This window comes from Sphingopyxis sp. C-1 (genome assembly GCF_001047015.1).
Taxonomy (GTDB): Bacteria; Pseudomonadota; Alphaproteobacteria; order Sphingomonadales; family Sphingomonadaceae; genus Sphingopyxis.
Map to the genome: position 1 here is coordinate 968,085 of NZ_BBRO01000001.1, position 13,486 is coordinate 981,570.

The 13,486-nt window shown below is 64.1% G+C and carries 14 protein-coding genes and 1 other RNA gene; 7 read left to right on the top strand and 8 right to left on the bottom strand.

The features are described from left to right. Nucleotides 1-90 precede the first annotated feature (90 nt). Both greA and SC1_RS04455 read left to right on the top strand, forming a co-directional pair. Complete coding sequence (gene greA / locus SC1_RS04450) at nt 91-567, top strand: transcription elongation factor GreA (protein ID WP_062178124.1); 477 nt, start codon at nt 91-93, stop codon at nt 565-567. 14 nt (nt 568-581) lie between these two features. Continuing rightward, nucleotides 582-1,217, top strand: coding sequence for a rhomboid family intramembrane serine protease (locus tag SC1_RS04455; RefSeq protein WP_062178126.1), 636 nt, complete (start codon nt 582-584; stop codon nt 1,215-1,217). A gap of 185 nt (nt 1,218-1,402) precedes the next feature. Here SC1_RS04455 and SC1_RS04460 read toward each other — a convergent pair whose 3' ends face one another. From SC1_RS04460 to SC1_RS04475, 4 genes are all read right to left on the bottom strand, one after another. Continuing rightward, complete coding sequence (locus SC1_RS04460; RefSeq protein ID WP_062178130.1) at nt 1,403-1,948, bottom strand: NUDIX hydrolase; 546 nt, start codon at nt 1,946-1,948, stop codon at nt 1,403-1,405. 99 nt (nt 1,949-2,047) lie between these two features. Then, nucleotides 2,048-2,728 carry a TPM domain-containing protein gene (locus tag SC1_RS04465; RefSeq protein ID WP_062178133.1) on the bottom strand — a complete coding sequence of 227 codons (681 nt, stop codon included), beginning with the start codon at nt 2,726-2,728 and terminating at the stop codon, nt 2,048-2,050. A gap of 12 nt (nt 2,729-2,740) precedes the next feature. After that, the gene (locus SC1_RS04470) at nt 2,741-3,562 is read right to left on the bottom strand and encodes a YgcG family protein (RefSeq protein ID WP_238586567.1); all 822 of its coding nucleotides are present in this window, start codon (nt 3,560-3,562) and stop codon (nt 2,741-2,743) included. A 7-nt stretch (nt 3,563-3,569) separates the two neighbouring features. Beyond that, nucleotides 3,570-4,172 carry a LemA family protein gene (locus SC1_RS04475; protein ID WP_083435677.1) on the bottom strand — a complete coding sequence of 201 codons (603 nt, stop codon included), beginning with the start codon at nt 4,170-4,172 and terminating at the stop codon, nt 3,570-3,572. Nucleotides 4,173-4,288: 116 nt separating this feature from the next. Between SC1_RS04475 and mscL the strand changes: the two genes are divergently transcribed. Together mscL and ssrA are read left to right on the top strand one after the other, a co-directional pair. Continuing rightward, nucleotides 4,289-4,705, top strand: coding sequence for a large conductance mechanosensitive channel protein MscL (mscL, locus tag SC1_RS04480; RefSeq protein ID WP_062178138.1), 417 nt, complete (start codon nt 4,289-4,291; stop codon nt 4,703-4,705). A gap of 38 nt (nt 4,706-4,743) precedes the next feature. Further along, nucleotides 4,744-5,100: a transfer-messenger RNA gene (gene ssrA / locus SC1_RS04485) on the top strand. A 48-nt stretch (nt 5,101-5,148) separates the two neighbouring features. Here ssrA and SC1_RS04490 read toward each other — a convergent pair. Then, complete coding sequence (locus SC1_RS04490; protein ID WP_062178140.1) at nt 5,149-5,559, bottom strand: helix-turn-helix domain-containing protein; 411 nt, start codon at nt 5,557-5,559, stop codon at nt 5,149-5,151. Nucleotides 5,560-5,628: 69 nt separating this feature from the next. On the opposite strand from SC1_RS04490, the gene SC1_RS04495 reads away from it, so the two are divergent. Next, on the top strand, nt 5,629-6,252 hold the full coding sequence (locus tag SC1_RS04495) for a cation transporter (RefSeq protein ID WP_062178143.1): 624 nt from the start codon (nt 5,629-5,631) through the stop codon (nt 6,250-6,252). A 6-nt stretch (nt 6,253-6,258) separates the two neighbouring features. Here the strand turns inward: SC1_RS04495 and rhaT are convergent, their stop codons facing one another. The 3 genes from rhaT to SC1_RS04510 are packed head-to-tail and all read right to left on the bottom strand — an operon-like array spanning nt 6,259 to nt 9,900. Then, nucleotides 6,259-7,320 carry an L-rhamnose/proton symporter RhaT gene (gene rhaT, locus SC1_RS04500; protein WP_062178146.1) on the bottom strand — a complete coding sequence of 354 codons (1,062 nt, stop codon included), beginning with the start codon at nt 7,318-7,320 and terminating at the stop codon, nt 6,259-6,261. 22 nt (nt 7,321-7,342) lie between these two features. Beyond that, a complete protein-coding gene (gene lldD / locus SC1_RS04505) occupies nt 7,343-8,485 on the bottom strand; it encodes an FMN-dependent L-lactate dehydrogenase LldD (RefSeq protein WP_062178148.1) in 1,143 nt (380 codons plus the stop codon). Beyond that, nucleotides 8,482-9,900, bottom strand: a complete 1,419-nt coding sequence (locus SC1_RS04510) for an FGGY-family carbohydrate kinase (protein ID WP_062178151.1) — start codon at nt 9,898-9,900, stop codon at nt 8,482-8,484. The genes lldD and SC1_RS04510 overlap by 4 nt, the downstream gene beginning before the upstream one ends. Nucleotides 9,901-10,015: 115 nt before the next feature. Between SC1_RS04510 and SC1_RS04515 the strand changes: the two genes are divergently transcribed. Together SC1_RS04515 and rhaI are read left to right on the top strand one after the other, a co-directional pair. Beyond that, on the top strand, nt 10,016-12,130 hold the full coding sequence (locus SC1_RS04515; RefSeq protein WP_062178154.1) for a bifunctional rhamnulose-1-phosphate aldolase/short-chain dehydrogenase: 2,115 nt from the start codon (nt 10,016-10,018) through the stop codon (nt 12,128-12,130). Nucleotides 12,131-12,152: 22 nt separating this feature from the next. Next, on the top strand, nt 12,153-13,448 hold the full coding sequence (gene rhaI / locus SC1_RS04520) for an L-rhamnose catabolism isomerase (protein WP_062178157.1): 1,296 nt from the start codon (nt 12,153-12,155) through the stop codon (nt 13,446-13,448). Nucleotides 13,449-13,486: the final 38 nt, after the last annotated feature.

Consider the following 13,486-nt stretch of genomic DNA (forward strand, 5'->3'; position numbering starts at 1 on the left):
GCTCCAACTCCCCGACATTGACGGAACAGCGGCGCAGCCGCCCGGCGAAGTTTCGCTGGCGCTGGATTATTGACGAAGGACAACAGGATAATGGCAAGCGTTGAAAAGGTGCCGATGCTGGCAGAAGGCTATGAGAAGCTGAACGCGCAACTCGCGATCCTCAAAGCCGAGCGACCGTTGATCGTCGATGCGATCGAGGAAGCACGCGCGCATGGCGACCTTTCGGAAAATGCCGAATATCACGCCGCGAAGGAACGCCAGGGTCAGGTTGAAGCGACGATCGGCGATCTCGAGGACAAGCTTTCGCGCGCGCAGGTGATCGACCCGACGACGCTGTCGGGCGACCGCATCGTGTTCGGTGCCACCGTCACGCTCGCTGACGAGGATGACAAGCCCGTCCGCTATCAAATCGTCGGGCAGGCCGAAGCCGACGCCAAGGACGGCAAGATCAGCTATAATTCGCCGCTCGGCCGTGCGCTCATCGGTCGTCGCGTCGACGACGAGGTCGAAGTCACCGTGCCTGCGGGCGACAAATATTATCTGGTGACCAAGATCGAATTCATCTGACGGGCGCTGCGAGGATGAAGCCTCAGGACGCGCCGCTGGTCACGGGCTATGCGCTCGTCTGCGTCGTCGTCTTCGTGCTCCTCTGGATCACCGGCTTCCAGATCGACGCGATCGTGCGCGCGGGGTTCATCCCCGCGCGTTTCGGTTCCGAACTGATCCTGCCGCCGGGGACGATGGTTCCCTTTGTGCTGACGCCGCTGTCGTCGGCCTTCCTGCATGGCGGCGTGTTGCACATCGCCTTCAACATGCTGGTGCTGCTTTTCATCGGCCGCCAGCTAGAGGCGCCGTTGGGATCGAAAGCGATGGCGGTACTGCTGCTTGTCGGCGCCTATGGCGGCGCGCTTGCCCAATATCTCGCCGATCCGGCATCGGCGGTGCCGATGATCGGTGCAAGCGGCGCCATCTCGGCGCTGATCGCCGTCTTCGCGCTGATCTTCAGCCGGTCAAAGGCTTCTGCGATCGGCCCGATTCCCGGCCATTGGGTGCGCGCGCTCTGGCTCGCCGCGGCGTGGATCGGGCTTCAGCTGCTTATCGGTTTTACGGGCGGCGGCGGGTTCGGCGCGGTCGCGATCTGGGCGCATGTCGGCGGCTTCCTCGCCGGCCTCCTGCTGGCGCGCCCACTACTCCGCTGGCGCTTCGGCGCGCGCTAGTTACCGGATCTGACGAGAATATCGGCTTTGGGGTGGGGCCGACGTTCAGTCACCCACTTCCGTCATCCCGGGCTTGACCCGGGATCCCGCTTTTTTGACGCACGCGCTACCTTCGGTATCAAGCGTGACCCCGGATCAAGTCCGGGGTGACGACGAGAGAGACGACAGCTTCCGCTCGAAATCCACTATCCGGCCAACAATCCACCCGCCAACAGCATCGCCACGCGGACATCGATCCCGCATCCCTCGGCACGTTTCGCCGCCACGAAATCGGCGATGCTATCCAGCGGTACGCGGTGGACGATGATATCCTCGCCATCGACCCCGCCGCCTTCGCCGATCTTCGTCAGGCCGGTTGCGACCAGCAGGGTGAAGCTTTCGCTGACCATTCCCGGCGAGCTGTAGAATTCGCCGACGGTACGCCAACGGGTAGCTTGATACCCCGTCTCTTCCTCCAGCTCACGCTGCGCGGCAACTTCTGCAACTTCCGCGATCCCATCGTCGCCAACCAGCCCTGCGGGCAATTCGATGCACCGAACCTTCAGCGGGACGCGATATTGTTCGACAAGGATGACATGGCGGCCATCGTCGGCCTCGTCGATCGCGAGAATCACCGCAGCGTGAATGCCGCGCGAGCGCGAGACATATTCCCACGTGCCCTGCTGCTTGACCGTGATGAAGCGGCCTTCCCACCGCGTTTCGATGGGGGCGTCGGGTAAGGGGAGGGGCATATCTTATCCTATCGTCATTGCGAGCGGAGCGACGCAATCCAGGCCGGTTTGCGCTGCGCTGGATTGCCACGCGGCTTCACCGCTCGCAACGACGAAGGACTATAATTCGATGAGCCGGTCCGGCAATTCGTTCGGATTTTCGCTACCGCGCGGGAAATGCGCGGCAAGCACGATGCCCATCTGGCGCACCGCTTCGGCCATGCCTTGACCCGGCTCTCCTGCGCGTACGCGTTCGATCAGCGCAGCCATCGCGTCGCCCCAGACATCGGCGGATACCTTGGCGGCGATCGCCTCGTCGGCGACGATATCGGCGCGATGCTCCTTAAGGCTGAGGTAGAGGAGAACGCCGGTGCGGCCCACGGTCTTGCCCTCGGTTCCGACTTTGAACAGGTCGATCGCGCGGGCGCGCACGCGCTCGGCCTTGATGCTGCGCGGGGTAAGCGCCATGCGCAGCGGCCGCCAGAGCAGAATCAGCCACATGCCGATCCATTTGACGACGCCGATCGCAATCACCGTTCCAAGCCATTGATTGGCCGTCAGCTCATGTCCCCAGCCGCCGGTCAACCGGTCGTACAGGCCGCGGTAGAATTCGGGAAAAAGCGCGACGATCGACATCGCGAGAAAGGCGATGATGCTCGCCCAGACTAGCGCGACATCGTCATAGTCGTTGGATTTGCCGGCAACGACGGTGACGATCTCGCCGCTTGTGTGCGTCTCGGCCGCCGCGACCGCGGCGGTGACGATATCGTGGTCGGCTTCGCTGACATGGCTGACTTTCATGCGCCCGCTCCCTTACCAGCCGCCGGAGGCGCCGCCGCCCCCGAAGCTGCCGCCGCCGCCCGAAAATCCGCCGAAGCCGCCACCGCCGCCGCCCCATGAAGAGCCGCCGCCCGATCCCCAATGGTCATCGTCGTCGCCGCCCCAGATGATGATCGGCGGGGCGCCCCACGGGCTGTCCTTGCGCCGCTTCTTGCCGCGCCGCGACCGGCTCGACAGCCAGGGGATGACGAAAAAGATGAAGAAGATGAAACCGATGAAGAACAACCCGCCGAAATTGCCGTCGCCGGCGCGGTCGCGCTCGGCCTTGTCGGCGGCGGCGGCGCGCGCGGCGGCTTCCTCGGGTGTAAGCTGGATCTGCTGCGCGATAGCGTTGACGCCGTCCTGAATTCCGCCGGGCATATCGCCCGCCTTGAACTTCGGCGTCACGACGTCGCGGATGATCCGGCCCGACAAGGCGTCGGTCAGGATCGGTTCGAGGCCATAGCCGACCGCGATATTCATCCGCCGTTCGTTCGGGGCGATCAGGAAGACGACGCCGTCGTCCTTTTCCTTGTCGCCGATCTGCCATTCGCGGCCGAGGCGGTAGCCGTAATCGGCGACGTCATGGCCTTCGAGGTCGCGTACCGTCGCGACGACAAGCTGATGCCCGGTCCTTTGCTGGAGTTCGAGCAACTGTTTATTGAGTGCCGCTTCCTCCGCCGCCGGAATGATATCGGCCTGATCGACGACCGGATTCCCCGCGAGCTTGGGAAAAGTCTGCGCCGCGGCAGGCGCCGCGAACAGCAGCAGCCCTGCCAGGGCCGCTGCTGTCAGCGATCGAAATGGGGTGGGCACGCCCACCTTATTGCCCGAAGTCGACCTTCGGCGCCTGGTTGGCGTTGGGCGTGACAGCCTTATATGGCGTCATCGGCTGCGCGCCATGCACGATCTTTGCGCCGATGATGTCGGGGAAGGTGCGGATCGTCGTATTATAGTCCTGCACCGCGGCATTATAGTCCTGCACCGTCACGTTGATGCGGTTCTCGGTGCCCTCGAGCTGCGTCATCAGGTCGGCGAAGCGGGCCTGGCTCTTGAGGTCGGGATATTGTTCGACGGTGACGAGCAGGCGGCCCAGCGCACCCGACACATTGCCCTGTGCCTGCTGAAAGGCCTGAACCTTCGCGGGGTCATTGAGGTCGTCGGTGCTGAGCTTGACCTGCGTCGCCGAGGCGCGCGCCTGGATTACGCCCTCAAGCGTCGACTGTTCGATCTTCGACGCGCCCTTTGCGGTTTCGACGAGGTTGGGGATCAGGTCGGCGCGGCGCTGGTACGCGGCTTCGACATTCGCCCATTTGGCTTTCGCCGCTTCTTCCTTGGTCGGGACGCTGTTGATGCCGCAGGCGGACAGGCTCATCGCGGCGACAGGCAGGATCAACCAGCGAGCGGAACGATAGGTCATGGTCAAAAACTCCCTCCGGCGGCGTTTTGCCGCAACAATACACATAATAGGAAGCCGCTTGCCTTTGTGCAATCGTCGCGGCACCTTTCTCGGCAAGGCTCAACAATCCGGGGTACGACAAGATGCTGAGTGAATTCAGGGAATTTATCGCGCGCGGCAATGTCATCGACCTTGCGGTCGGTGTGATCATCGGCGGCGCGTTTGCGACGATCACCAAATCGCTGACCGAAGATATCATCATGCCAGTCGTCGGCGCGCTCTTTGGCGGGGTCGATTTCTCGAACATGTTTATTCGTCTCGGCCCGGTTCCTGAGGGCGTTTCGGCGACCGACTATGCGGCGCTGAAAGAGGCCGGGGTCGCGATGTTCGGCTATGGCGCCTTTATCACGGCGACGATCAATTTCCTGATTCTGGCGTGGATCATCTTTCTGCTGGTAAAGGCGGTGAACAAGGTCGTGCGGAAGGCGCCTGACGCGCCCGCAGGTCCGACCGAGGTCGATATCCTCACCGAAATCCGGGACGAATTGCGAAAGAAATAAGGGAGTTGAGCCCGTTACGGGACGAATGGCCCGCCTGCGCTCTTTCCAAGTGCGGGCGGGCTTCCTATATAAGTCGTGCCGGTTTCGGCCGGCTATGAGGATAAATGGTGTCGTGGAATAGACACAGCGGACCCGGGGGCAGTACCCGGCGGCTCCACCACAAACCCGCGTTTCTTCGATGGGCGCGCGGGCTTCTGACGGGGCCGAACCAGGATCGACGTGTGTTCAAAGACGATATTTTCTTCCGGGCTGAGTAACCCGTTAAAGGCTCAAAACCAATAGGTGCTAACGATAACGAAGCACTCGCTCTGGCTGCCTAACCGATAAGCCTCACGGCCTAAGGTTAGACAAATAGAACGCGGTTCGGACCGAACCGGGCAACAGAATCGGATACCAGCGGCTGGGGACGAGCCGGGCAACAGAATCGTCCCACCTTTCCCAAATCAATGCGCGCTTTCGCAGTGCCGGTGATCGCCAAGTGCCTCGATCACCCGGCAGTCGGCCGCCGCACCACCGCGGCAACGCCCGACGATCCGCGCGAGCTCGTCACGCAGCGCGGTCAATTGCGCGATCTTTTCTTCGACCTGTTCCAGATGCGCGGTCGCGATACGGTCGGCCTCACCGCAATCGCGCGCGGGATCGTCCGACAGGTCCAGCAGCGAACGAATCTCTTCGATCGTGAAGCCCAGATCGCGCGAATGGCGCACAAAGCTCAACCGCGACCGATGCGCGTCGCCATAGCTGCGGTAGTTCGCGGCGGTGCGACTCGGCGCGGGCAGCAGACCGATGCGCTCATAATAGCGGATGGTTTCGATATTCGTGCCGGTGGCACGCGACAGTTCGCCAATTTTCATCGCTTGACCCTGTAGTTGCTACAGGGTGCATATAGGGTGCCGACTCGAAGATGACAGGAGATTTCGGCGATGGCCGATCAATGCTGTGCCGGCAAAAGTGGCAAGACCGCGCTCAACGATCCCAAGTGGCGGCGTATCCTGTGGATCGCGCTGCTGATTAACGCAGCGATGTTCGGCGTCGAGATCGTCGCGGGCGTCGCGGCGGACTCGCGCGCGCTTCAGGCTGATGCGCTCGACTTCCTCGGCGACAGCGCAAATTATGCGATCAGCCTTGGCGTTGCGGGCATGGCGCTCGCATGGCGTGCGCGCGCCGCTTTGCTGAAGGCGGGGACGATGCTCGCCTTCGGCCTTTGGGTATTCGGATCGGCGGTCTGGGGTTTTGTTAGCGGATCGGCGCCGCATGCCGAGACGATGGGACTGATCGGCGCGCTCGCGCTCGCTGCCAATGTGGCGGTCGCGCTTATGCTCTATCGCTATCGCACCGGCGACGCGAACATGCGTTCGGTGTGGATCTGCTCGCGCAACGATGCGATCGGCAATATCGCGGTGATGGGCGCGGCGCTCGGCGTGTTCGGCACCGGGCGCAGTTGGCCCGACCTGATCGTCGCTGCGATCATGGCTGCACTCGCGATCTGGGGAAGCGTCGAGGTGTTCCGGCAGGCGCGCGGCGAACTTACCGCAACGCCTGCCTAGGAGAGATTACGCGAGGCTGTTGCCGAGGCCGATCACGACGGTCGACGCCATCAGCACTGCAATCCCGAGCCAGACCAGCGCGCGGGTGCGCTGGCCCGCGGGCGCCCATTCCTTGAGCGCGAAGCCCCAGAGGGTCGAAAAGAGGATGATGCTCGCCATATGCAGCGTCCAGCTTGAGAAGCCGAAGCGCCCCATCTGGCTTTCGCCCATCGTGTAGAAGAAGAATTGGAAATACCAGAGCGTGCCGCCGAGCGCAGCGAGGCCATAGTTGAGCGCGAGCGGCGGCCGTTCGGTCGCACCGGGCGCGGCTTCGCCGGCGAACTGGCGTATGCTGCGGTTGCGCGCGATGAGGATCGCGCACCATATTAGGTTTGTCGTAAGCCCGCCGAGCAGCACGACGCACAGAACGGGCAGTCCCTGCCATAGCGGGTCGGTCCCGGCGGCGAGCGTCAGCTCGCGGATCGGCGCGCCGGCGTCGAGGCCCCAGGCGAAACAGCCCGACATGATGCCGGAGAAGACTGCGATCGCCAATCCTTTGCGGAGATTGAATTCGGATTTGTCGGCCTCTGCGACCGCCGCGCCCATCTCACGTTCCTTGCGGCGTCCGGCCTGCGCGACAATGACGATCCCTATCAGCGTAATCGCGATGCCGAGAAACACCGTCTGCCCGCTGGTCGTGGCGAACAATTCTCCCAAGGTCCCGCGAAAGATCGGCGGCCCCATCGTGCCGATGACGGTCGTCAGCCCGAGCGCGACCGCCATGCCAAGCGAGAGGCCAAGGTAGCGCATGGTGAGCCCGAAGGTCAGTCCGCCAAGTCCCCACATCGCGCCCCAGAACCAGCACCAGAACCAGATATCACCGGGCGTCCGGCTGAGGACACCGACCAGGTCGTGGGTCTGGATCGAGGCGAAGAGCCAAGGAGCTATCAGCCACGAGAAGATGCCGCCGGTGATCCAGAAAACCTCCCACGACCAGGCGCGGATGCGCTTGTACGGCACATAGAAGCTCGCCGACGATAGCCCGCCCAGCCAGTGAAAGAACACGCCGAGCAGCGGGTTCGCATCCATCCTTTTTCTCCCCTCATTCCCGTCAGGCGGCTAATGTCTCCGGCCCGATCCTGTCCACCCCGGTCACCCCGGTAAGCGCCATTGCGACACGCATTTCGGCCTCGATCAGGTCGAGCACGTGTCGCACGCCGCGTCCCCCGTCCGCCGCGAGCGCAAATGCCCAGGCCCGACCGAGCAGCACGCCTTTGGCGCCCAATGCGAGCATCCGCACGACATCGAGGCCCGACCGCACGCCGCCATCGGCGAGCAGCGTCAGCCGGTCACCGACCGCATCGGCGATCGCGGGCAGCGCGCGCGCGACCGACGGCACTCCATCGAGCTGGCGCCCGCCATGATTCGATACGATGATCCCGTCGACCCCCGCCTCGGCGGCGCGCCGTGCGTCTTCGGTGTCCAAAATGCCCTTTAAGACGATAGGTCTGGCCCAGTGGGCGCGAACGAAATCCAGGTCGGCCCAAGTTATGCCCGGATCGAAGTTATTTTTCATCCAGCCCAAGAAGTCTTCGAGTCCCGATTTCGGGCCGAGCAGCGGCGCGACGTTGCCTAGCTGATGCGGGCGGCCATGGATGCCGACGTCCCATGCCCAGCCGGGGCGGGTCATGGCCTGGCCGATACGGCGCAGTTGCCCGCGAAGTCCCGAGGCGCCCGACAGGCCCGAGCGCACATCGCGATAGCGCGCGCCCGGGAGCGGCATGTCGACGGTGAAGACGAGCACGGGGCAGCGGGCCTCGCTGGCCTCGTCGAGCAGCGATCGCATAAAGCCGCGGTCGCGCATCATATAGAGCTGGAACCAGAAGGGCGTCGGGGAGCCCTGCGCGACCTCGGCGAGGGAGCAGGCCGAAACGGTCGACAGCGTAAAGGGCACACCCTTCGCTGCCGCCGCACGCGCGGCCTGTACCTCGCCGCGGCGTGCAGCCATTCCGGCGAGGCCGATCGGACCGAGCGCGACGGGCATCGATACTGGCTGGCCGAACAACGTCGTCGACAGGTCGATCGCCGACACGTCGTTCAGCACGTGCTGGCGCAGCGCAATGTCCTGCAGGTCGGCGATGTTGGCATGTAGCGTCCGCTCGGCATAGGAGCCGCCGTCGAAATATTCGAACAGGAAGTGCGGCAGGCGTCGCCGGGCGGCTTCGCGATAGTCGCCGATCGATGCTGCTTTCACGCGGTTTCTTCCACCCGTTCGGCTTCTTCGCGCCAGCGGTCGCGATAGGGCCCAAGATCGATATCGAGCGGCTCGACCAGTTCGAGCGGTTCTGCCGTGGGCAACGCGGCGTCCAAGAGCCGCAGCGCACCATAGGAAACGTCATTGTGCGCCTTACCGATATAGGTGCGAAGGTCGGGCCGCAGCGCCGCAAGCGCGCGGACGAAAACCTGCCCTTCGGCGAAGCGGCCCTCGATCAACAGGCGTTCCCTTGTGCCGATCAGGCCCAACGACGCGTCGGTGACCAGCGCGGCGTATAGCGACACTGCGGCGCGGCGCGCGGGCTGCCCCGGAGGCTCGGCGATCCATCGGCCGCGACCATGCGGGAAGGGGCCGAAGCCCGGCGCGAAGGTGGGCAGCAGCATTGCGCCACCGGCGAGCGTATCGGGCAGCGCGTCCAGCAGTGCGGGTTGGTCAGGCGCAATGTCGCTTTGCCGCGTGTCGAGGCCGATCAATGTCTCGATCTCGCGCCCACCCATGAATCGGGCCGACGGGATCGGTGTGCCGTGGACATCGACGTTGATCAGGCAATCGCGACGCTCGTCGAGGCGGGCGATGTCGACCGACGCCGCGTCCTGGGGAGATCGCATCGCGACGAACCATGTGCCCGTCGACAGCACGGTCGACTCATGATCTGCGATTTCGGCGAAGCCGCGCGCGGCGAGCAGCGCCGCGTTCGAATCATGAAGGCCGCAATGGATCTCGGTGTCGGCGGGCAGCCCGGTCCGGAAAACCCATTCGGGCCGCAGCGTGCCCAATATGTCGCCCGCCGTGCGCAGCGGGGCAAGTCGTTCCGCCCAGCCGTGCCGTTCGGCGAGTCCGGACGGCCTGCCGGCGATCGGGTTCCAGAGATCGGTATGACAGCCGAGGCTGGTCACCTCCGATGCGGCCACCCCGCTCAATAGCCAACTCCAATATTGCGCCCAAGGCACGATTTGCGTGCCGCGCGCGAGCGTGGGGTCGCGACGCTCAAGACGGAAAAGCTGCGCGCCGAGATTGAGCCCGTCGGGCAGGGCGGGGGAGCCCGTCTCTGCAAAGGCGTCCCGCTCGGCCGCATAGGCTGTGCGCAAGTCCGCCGGCAGCGCTTCTTCATAGTCGAGCGGGGGGCAAGCAAGATGGTCGCCGCGAATAATCGCTGCGCCGGCACCATGGCCCACCGGAACGATCGCGCCTACGTCCGCAAGCGTCGCGAAATATCGCAGCACCTCGACGGCCCAGGCTTCGATCCCGGCCGTGTCGAGCGCGGCATAGCCCGCCGTCCTGATGCGCTCGTTCGGCCGCACGCGCCGTTCAATCAAGGCGCCATCCGGCGACCAGAGGCTCAGCTTTGCCAAGGTTTTCCCGATATCGAGGACTATGGTGGCGCGACCCTTCATCCCTCTCCCTTTGCTTCGTTGCGACCGAATTTGATCGAACTTTATCGAAACTGATTGCAGGACGCCAGCGTTTTCGATACATGGCTTGTCATAGTCGAAACAACGAGTTTCCTTCATGCCCGATCTTCTGGACGTCCCACCGAAATCCAACGCTGCCGCGCTGCCATTCGTCATTCCGGCGAATCGCTGGTCGGACGAAGAGGCGGCGGACAAGTCGCCCGAAGATCTGCTGCTCTATCGCTCTAACCGGCTCGGGTCGGACCTCACCGTCACCAATTTCGGCGGGGGGAACACATCGGCCAAGCTCGATGCGCGCGATCCGCTCACCGGCGAAACGGTGCCGGTCCTGTGGGTGAAGGGATCGGGGGGCGACATCGGTTCGATGAAGCTCGACGGGTTTTCGACACTCTACCAGAGCAAGCTTCTTGGTCTCGAGAAGCTCTATCGCGGGCTGGAGCATGAAGACGAGATGGTCGGCTATCTGCCGCACTGCACCTTCGCGCTCAATCCGCGCGCGGCGTCGATCGATACCCCGCTCCATAGCTATCTGCCCTTTGCACATGTCGACCATGTCCATCCGGACGCGATCATCGCGCTCGCCGCGTCGAGCGAAGGCGAGGCTGCGACCAAGGCGATCTGGGGCGGAGCGGTGGGCTGGCTGCCCTGGCAGCGCCCCGGGTTCGATCTCGGGCTCAAATTGCGCGACTATGTTGCCGCTCATCCGGGTCTTCGCGGCGTGATGCTCGCGGGCCATGGCATCATCTGCTGGGGCGATAGCGCCAAGGTCTGTTACGATAACACCATCGCGCTGATCACCGATGCCGCGAGGCATCTGAACGCCAAGCTGGCCACCAAGTCGGGGTTCGGAGGTGAGGTCATCGCGCCGCTGCCAGCCGCCGAACGCGCCTTCGCAGCCGCCAGGCTGATGCCGCTGCTGCGCGGGTTGATGGGGGGACGGCGCGTGGGGCATTTCGCCGACGATGCCGAAACGCTCGAATTCACGAGCAGCCGAGATTTTGCAAAACTCGCAGTGATCGGCACTTCGTGCCCCGACCATTTCCTGCGCACCAAGATTGCGCCGCTCGTGCTCGACCCGGCACGGATCGACGACAGCAACTATCTGGCGGAGCGGATCGAGGCGTATCGCGCCGACTATGCCGCTTATTATCAGCGATGCGCGCGGCCGGGTTCGCCGGCAATGCGCGATCCCAATCCCGTCGTCGTGCTGGTTCCCGGCATCGGCCGTATGACATTTGCCGGTGACAAGACGACCGCGCGGCTTGCGGGCGAATTCTATGCGAACGCGATCAATGTGATGCGCGGTGCCGAGGCGATCGGCGCCTATGTCGGGCTCGACGAGCAGGAAGCGTTCGATATCGAATATTGGCTGCTCGAGGAAGCGAAGCTCCAGCGCATGCCGAAGCGCAAGCCTCTCGCCGGTCGCATCGCGCTCGTAACCGGCGGCGCGGGCGGCATCGGTGCCGCAACCGCCGAACGCCTTGCCGCTGACGATGCGTGCGTGCTGCTTGTCGACCGCGATGCCGATGCGCTGACCAAGGCGGCGCAGGAACTTGAAGGCCGCTTTGGCCGCGACCGCATTCGCTCGGCAGTGTGCGACGTGACCGACGAAGTGCAGGTTGCGGCGGCCTTTGCGGACTGCGCGCGCGAGTTCGGGGGGCTCGACATTCTTGTCGCGAACGCGGGCATCGCCTCGTCGGCGCCGATCGAGGATACGACGCTCGAACTGTGGCAGCGCAATTACGATGTGCTTGCGCAGGGCTATTTCCTCACCGCGCGCGCAGCCTTTCCGCTGATGAAGGCGCAGGGCGGCGGTTCGATCGTTTTCATCGGGTCGAAGAACGGGATCGCCGCGGCGACCAACGCCTCGGCCTATGCGTCGGCAAAGGCGGCGGCACTGCACCTTGCGCGCTGCCTCGCGCTGGAAGGGGCGCCGTTCGGTATCCGCGTCAACACGGTCAATCCCGATGCGGTGATCAAGGGATCGCGTATCTGGGACGGCGACTGGCGCCGCGAACGCGCGGGTGCGCACGGCATCGATTCGGGCAGCGAGCTCGAAGAACATTATCGCAACCGGTCGATGCTGAAGCGCGACGTGCTGCCCGAGGATGTCGCTGAAGCGGTCTATTTCCTCAGTTCTGATATGTCGGCAAAGTCGACCGGCAATATGATCAACGTCGACGCGGGCAACGCGCAGGCATTTACGCGATAAGATACGGAATCAGGAGAGATTTATGGCCGGCGACCTGCCGCTCGCACAGGATGACATCGAGCGGCTGAACGCCGGTCTGATCGATGCGCTCGACGACGATTATGGCAGCCTCGGCCGCCAGCTTGGCCGGCGGGGGATCGACATCGACGGCGTGAAGGCAAAGGTCGCGGGTTTCTCGGTCGCGGTGCCGAGTTGGGGCGCCGGGCGCGGCGGCACGCGCTTCGCCAAATTCCCGATTGCCGGCGAGCCGACCAACATTCACGAAAAGCTTGAAGATTGTGCGGTCATTCAGCAACTCGGGCGCGCGACGCCGCGCGTCAGTCCACATTTTCCGTGGGACAAGGTCGGCGACTACCGCGGGTTGCGCGAGGAAGCGGCGGCGCTCGGGCTCGGCTTCGATGCGGTGAACAGCAACACCTTTCAGGATCAGCCAGGGCAGGCGGCAAGCTACGCCACGGGCTCGCTTTCCTCAACGCGCGCTGAGGTGCGCGAGCAGGCGGTCGCGCACAACATCGAATGTATCGAGATTGGCCGGCAGCTTGGCGTCACCGACCTGACCGTCTGGGTCGGCGACGGCACCAATTTTCCGGGACAGCAGGATCTCGGTCGCAGCCTCGACCGCTATCTCGATGCGGCTGCGCAGGTCTATGCCGCGCTCCCCGACGACTGGCGTATGCTGATCGAACACAAGATGTTCGAACCCGCCTTCTATTCGACCGTGATCGCCGACTGGGGCAGTTCGATCCTCGTCGCGCAGGAGCTTGGCGACAAGGCGAAATGCCTTGTCGATCTTGGGCATCACGCGCCGAACGTAAACATCGAACAGATCGTCGCCCGGCTCCATCGCTTCGGAAAGCTCGGCGGCTTCCACTTCAACGACAGCAAATATGGCGACGACGACCTCGACTCGGGATCGATCAATCCGCACCAGCTCTTCCTCGTCTTCAACGAGTTGATCGAGGCCGAGATGAACCCGCGCGGCGATTTCCGCCCCGCCTACATGATCGACCAGTCGCACAATGTGACCGACCCGATCGAAAGCATGTTGTCGTCGGCCGAGGCGATCGTCGCGGCCTATGCCAAGGCGCTGCTCGTCGACCGCGAGGCTTTGCTCGCGGCGCAGGAAGCGAACGACACGATGATGGCGTTCCAGGCGCTGCGCGTCGCGTACCGCACCGACGTCACCCCGATCCTCGCGGCGGCGCGCGCCGAGGCGGGCGGGGCGATCGATGCAATTACGGCCTATCGCGCGAGCGGGTGGCGGGATCGCAAGGCGCAGGAACGGCGCGCGGCGGGCACGACGGCGGGGATCGTCTAATCATTCGATTGCAACTCGGCGCAGCTCCCGTCAAATAG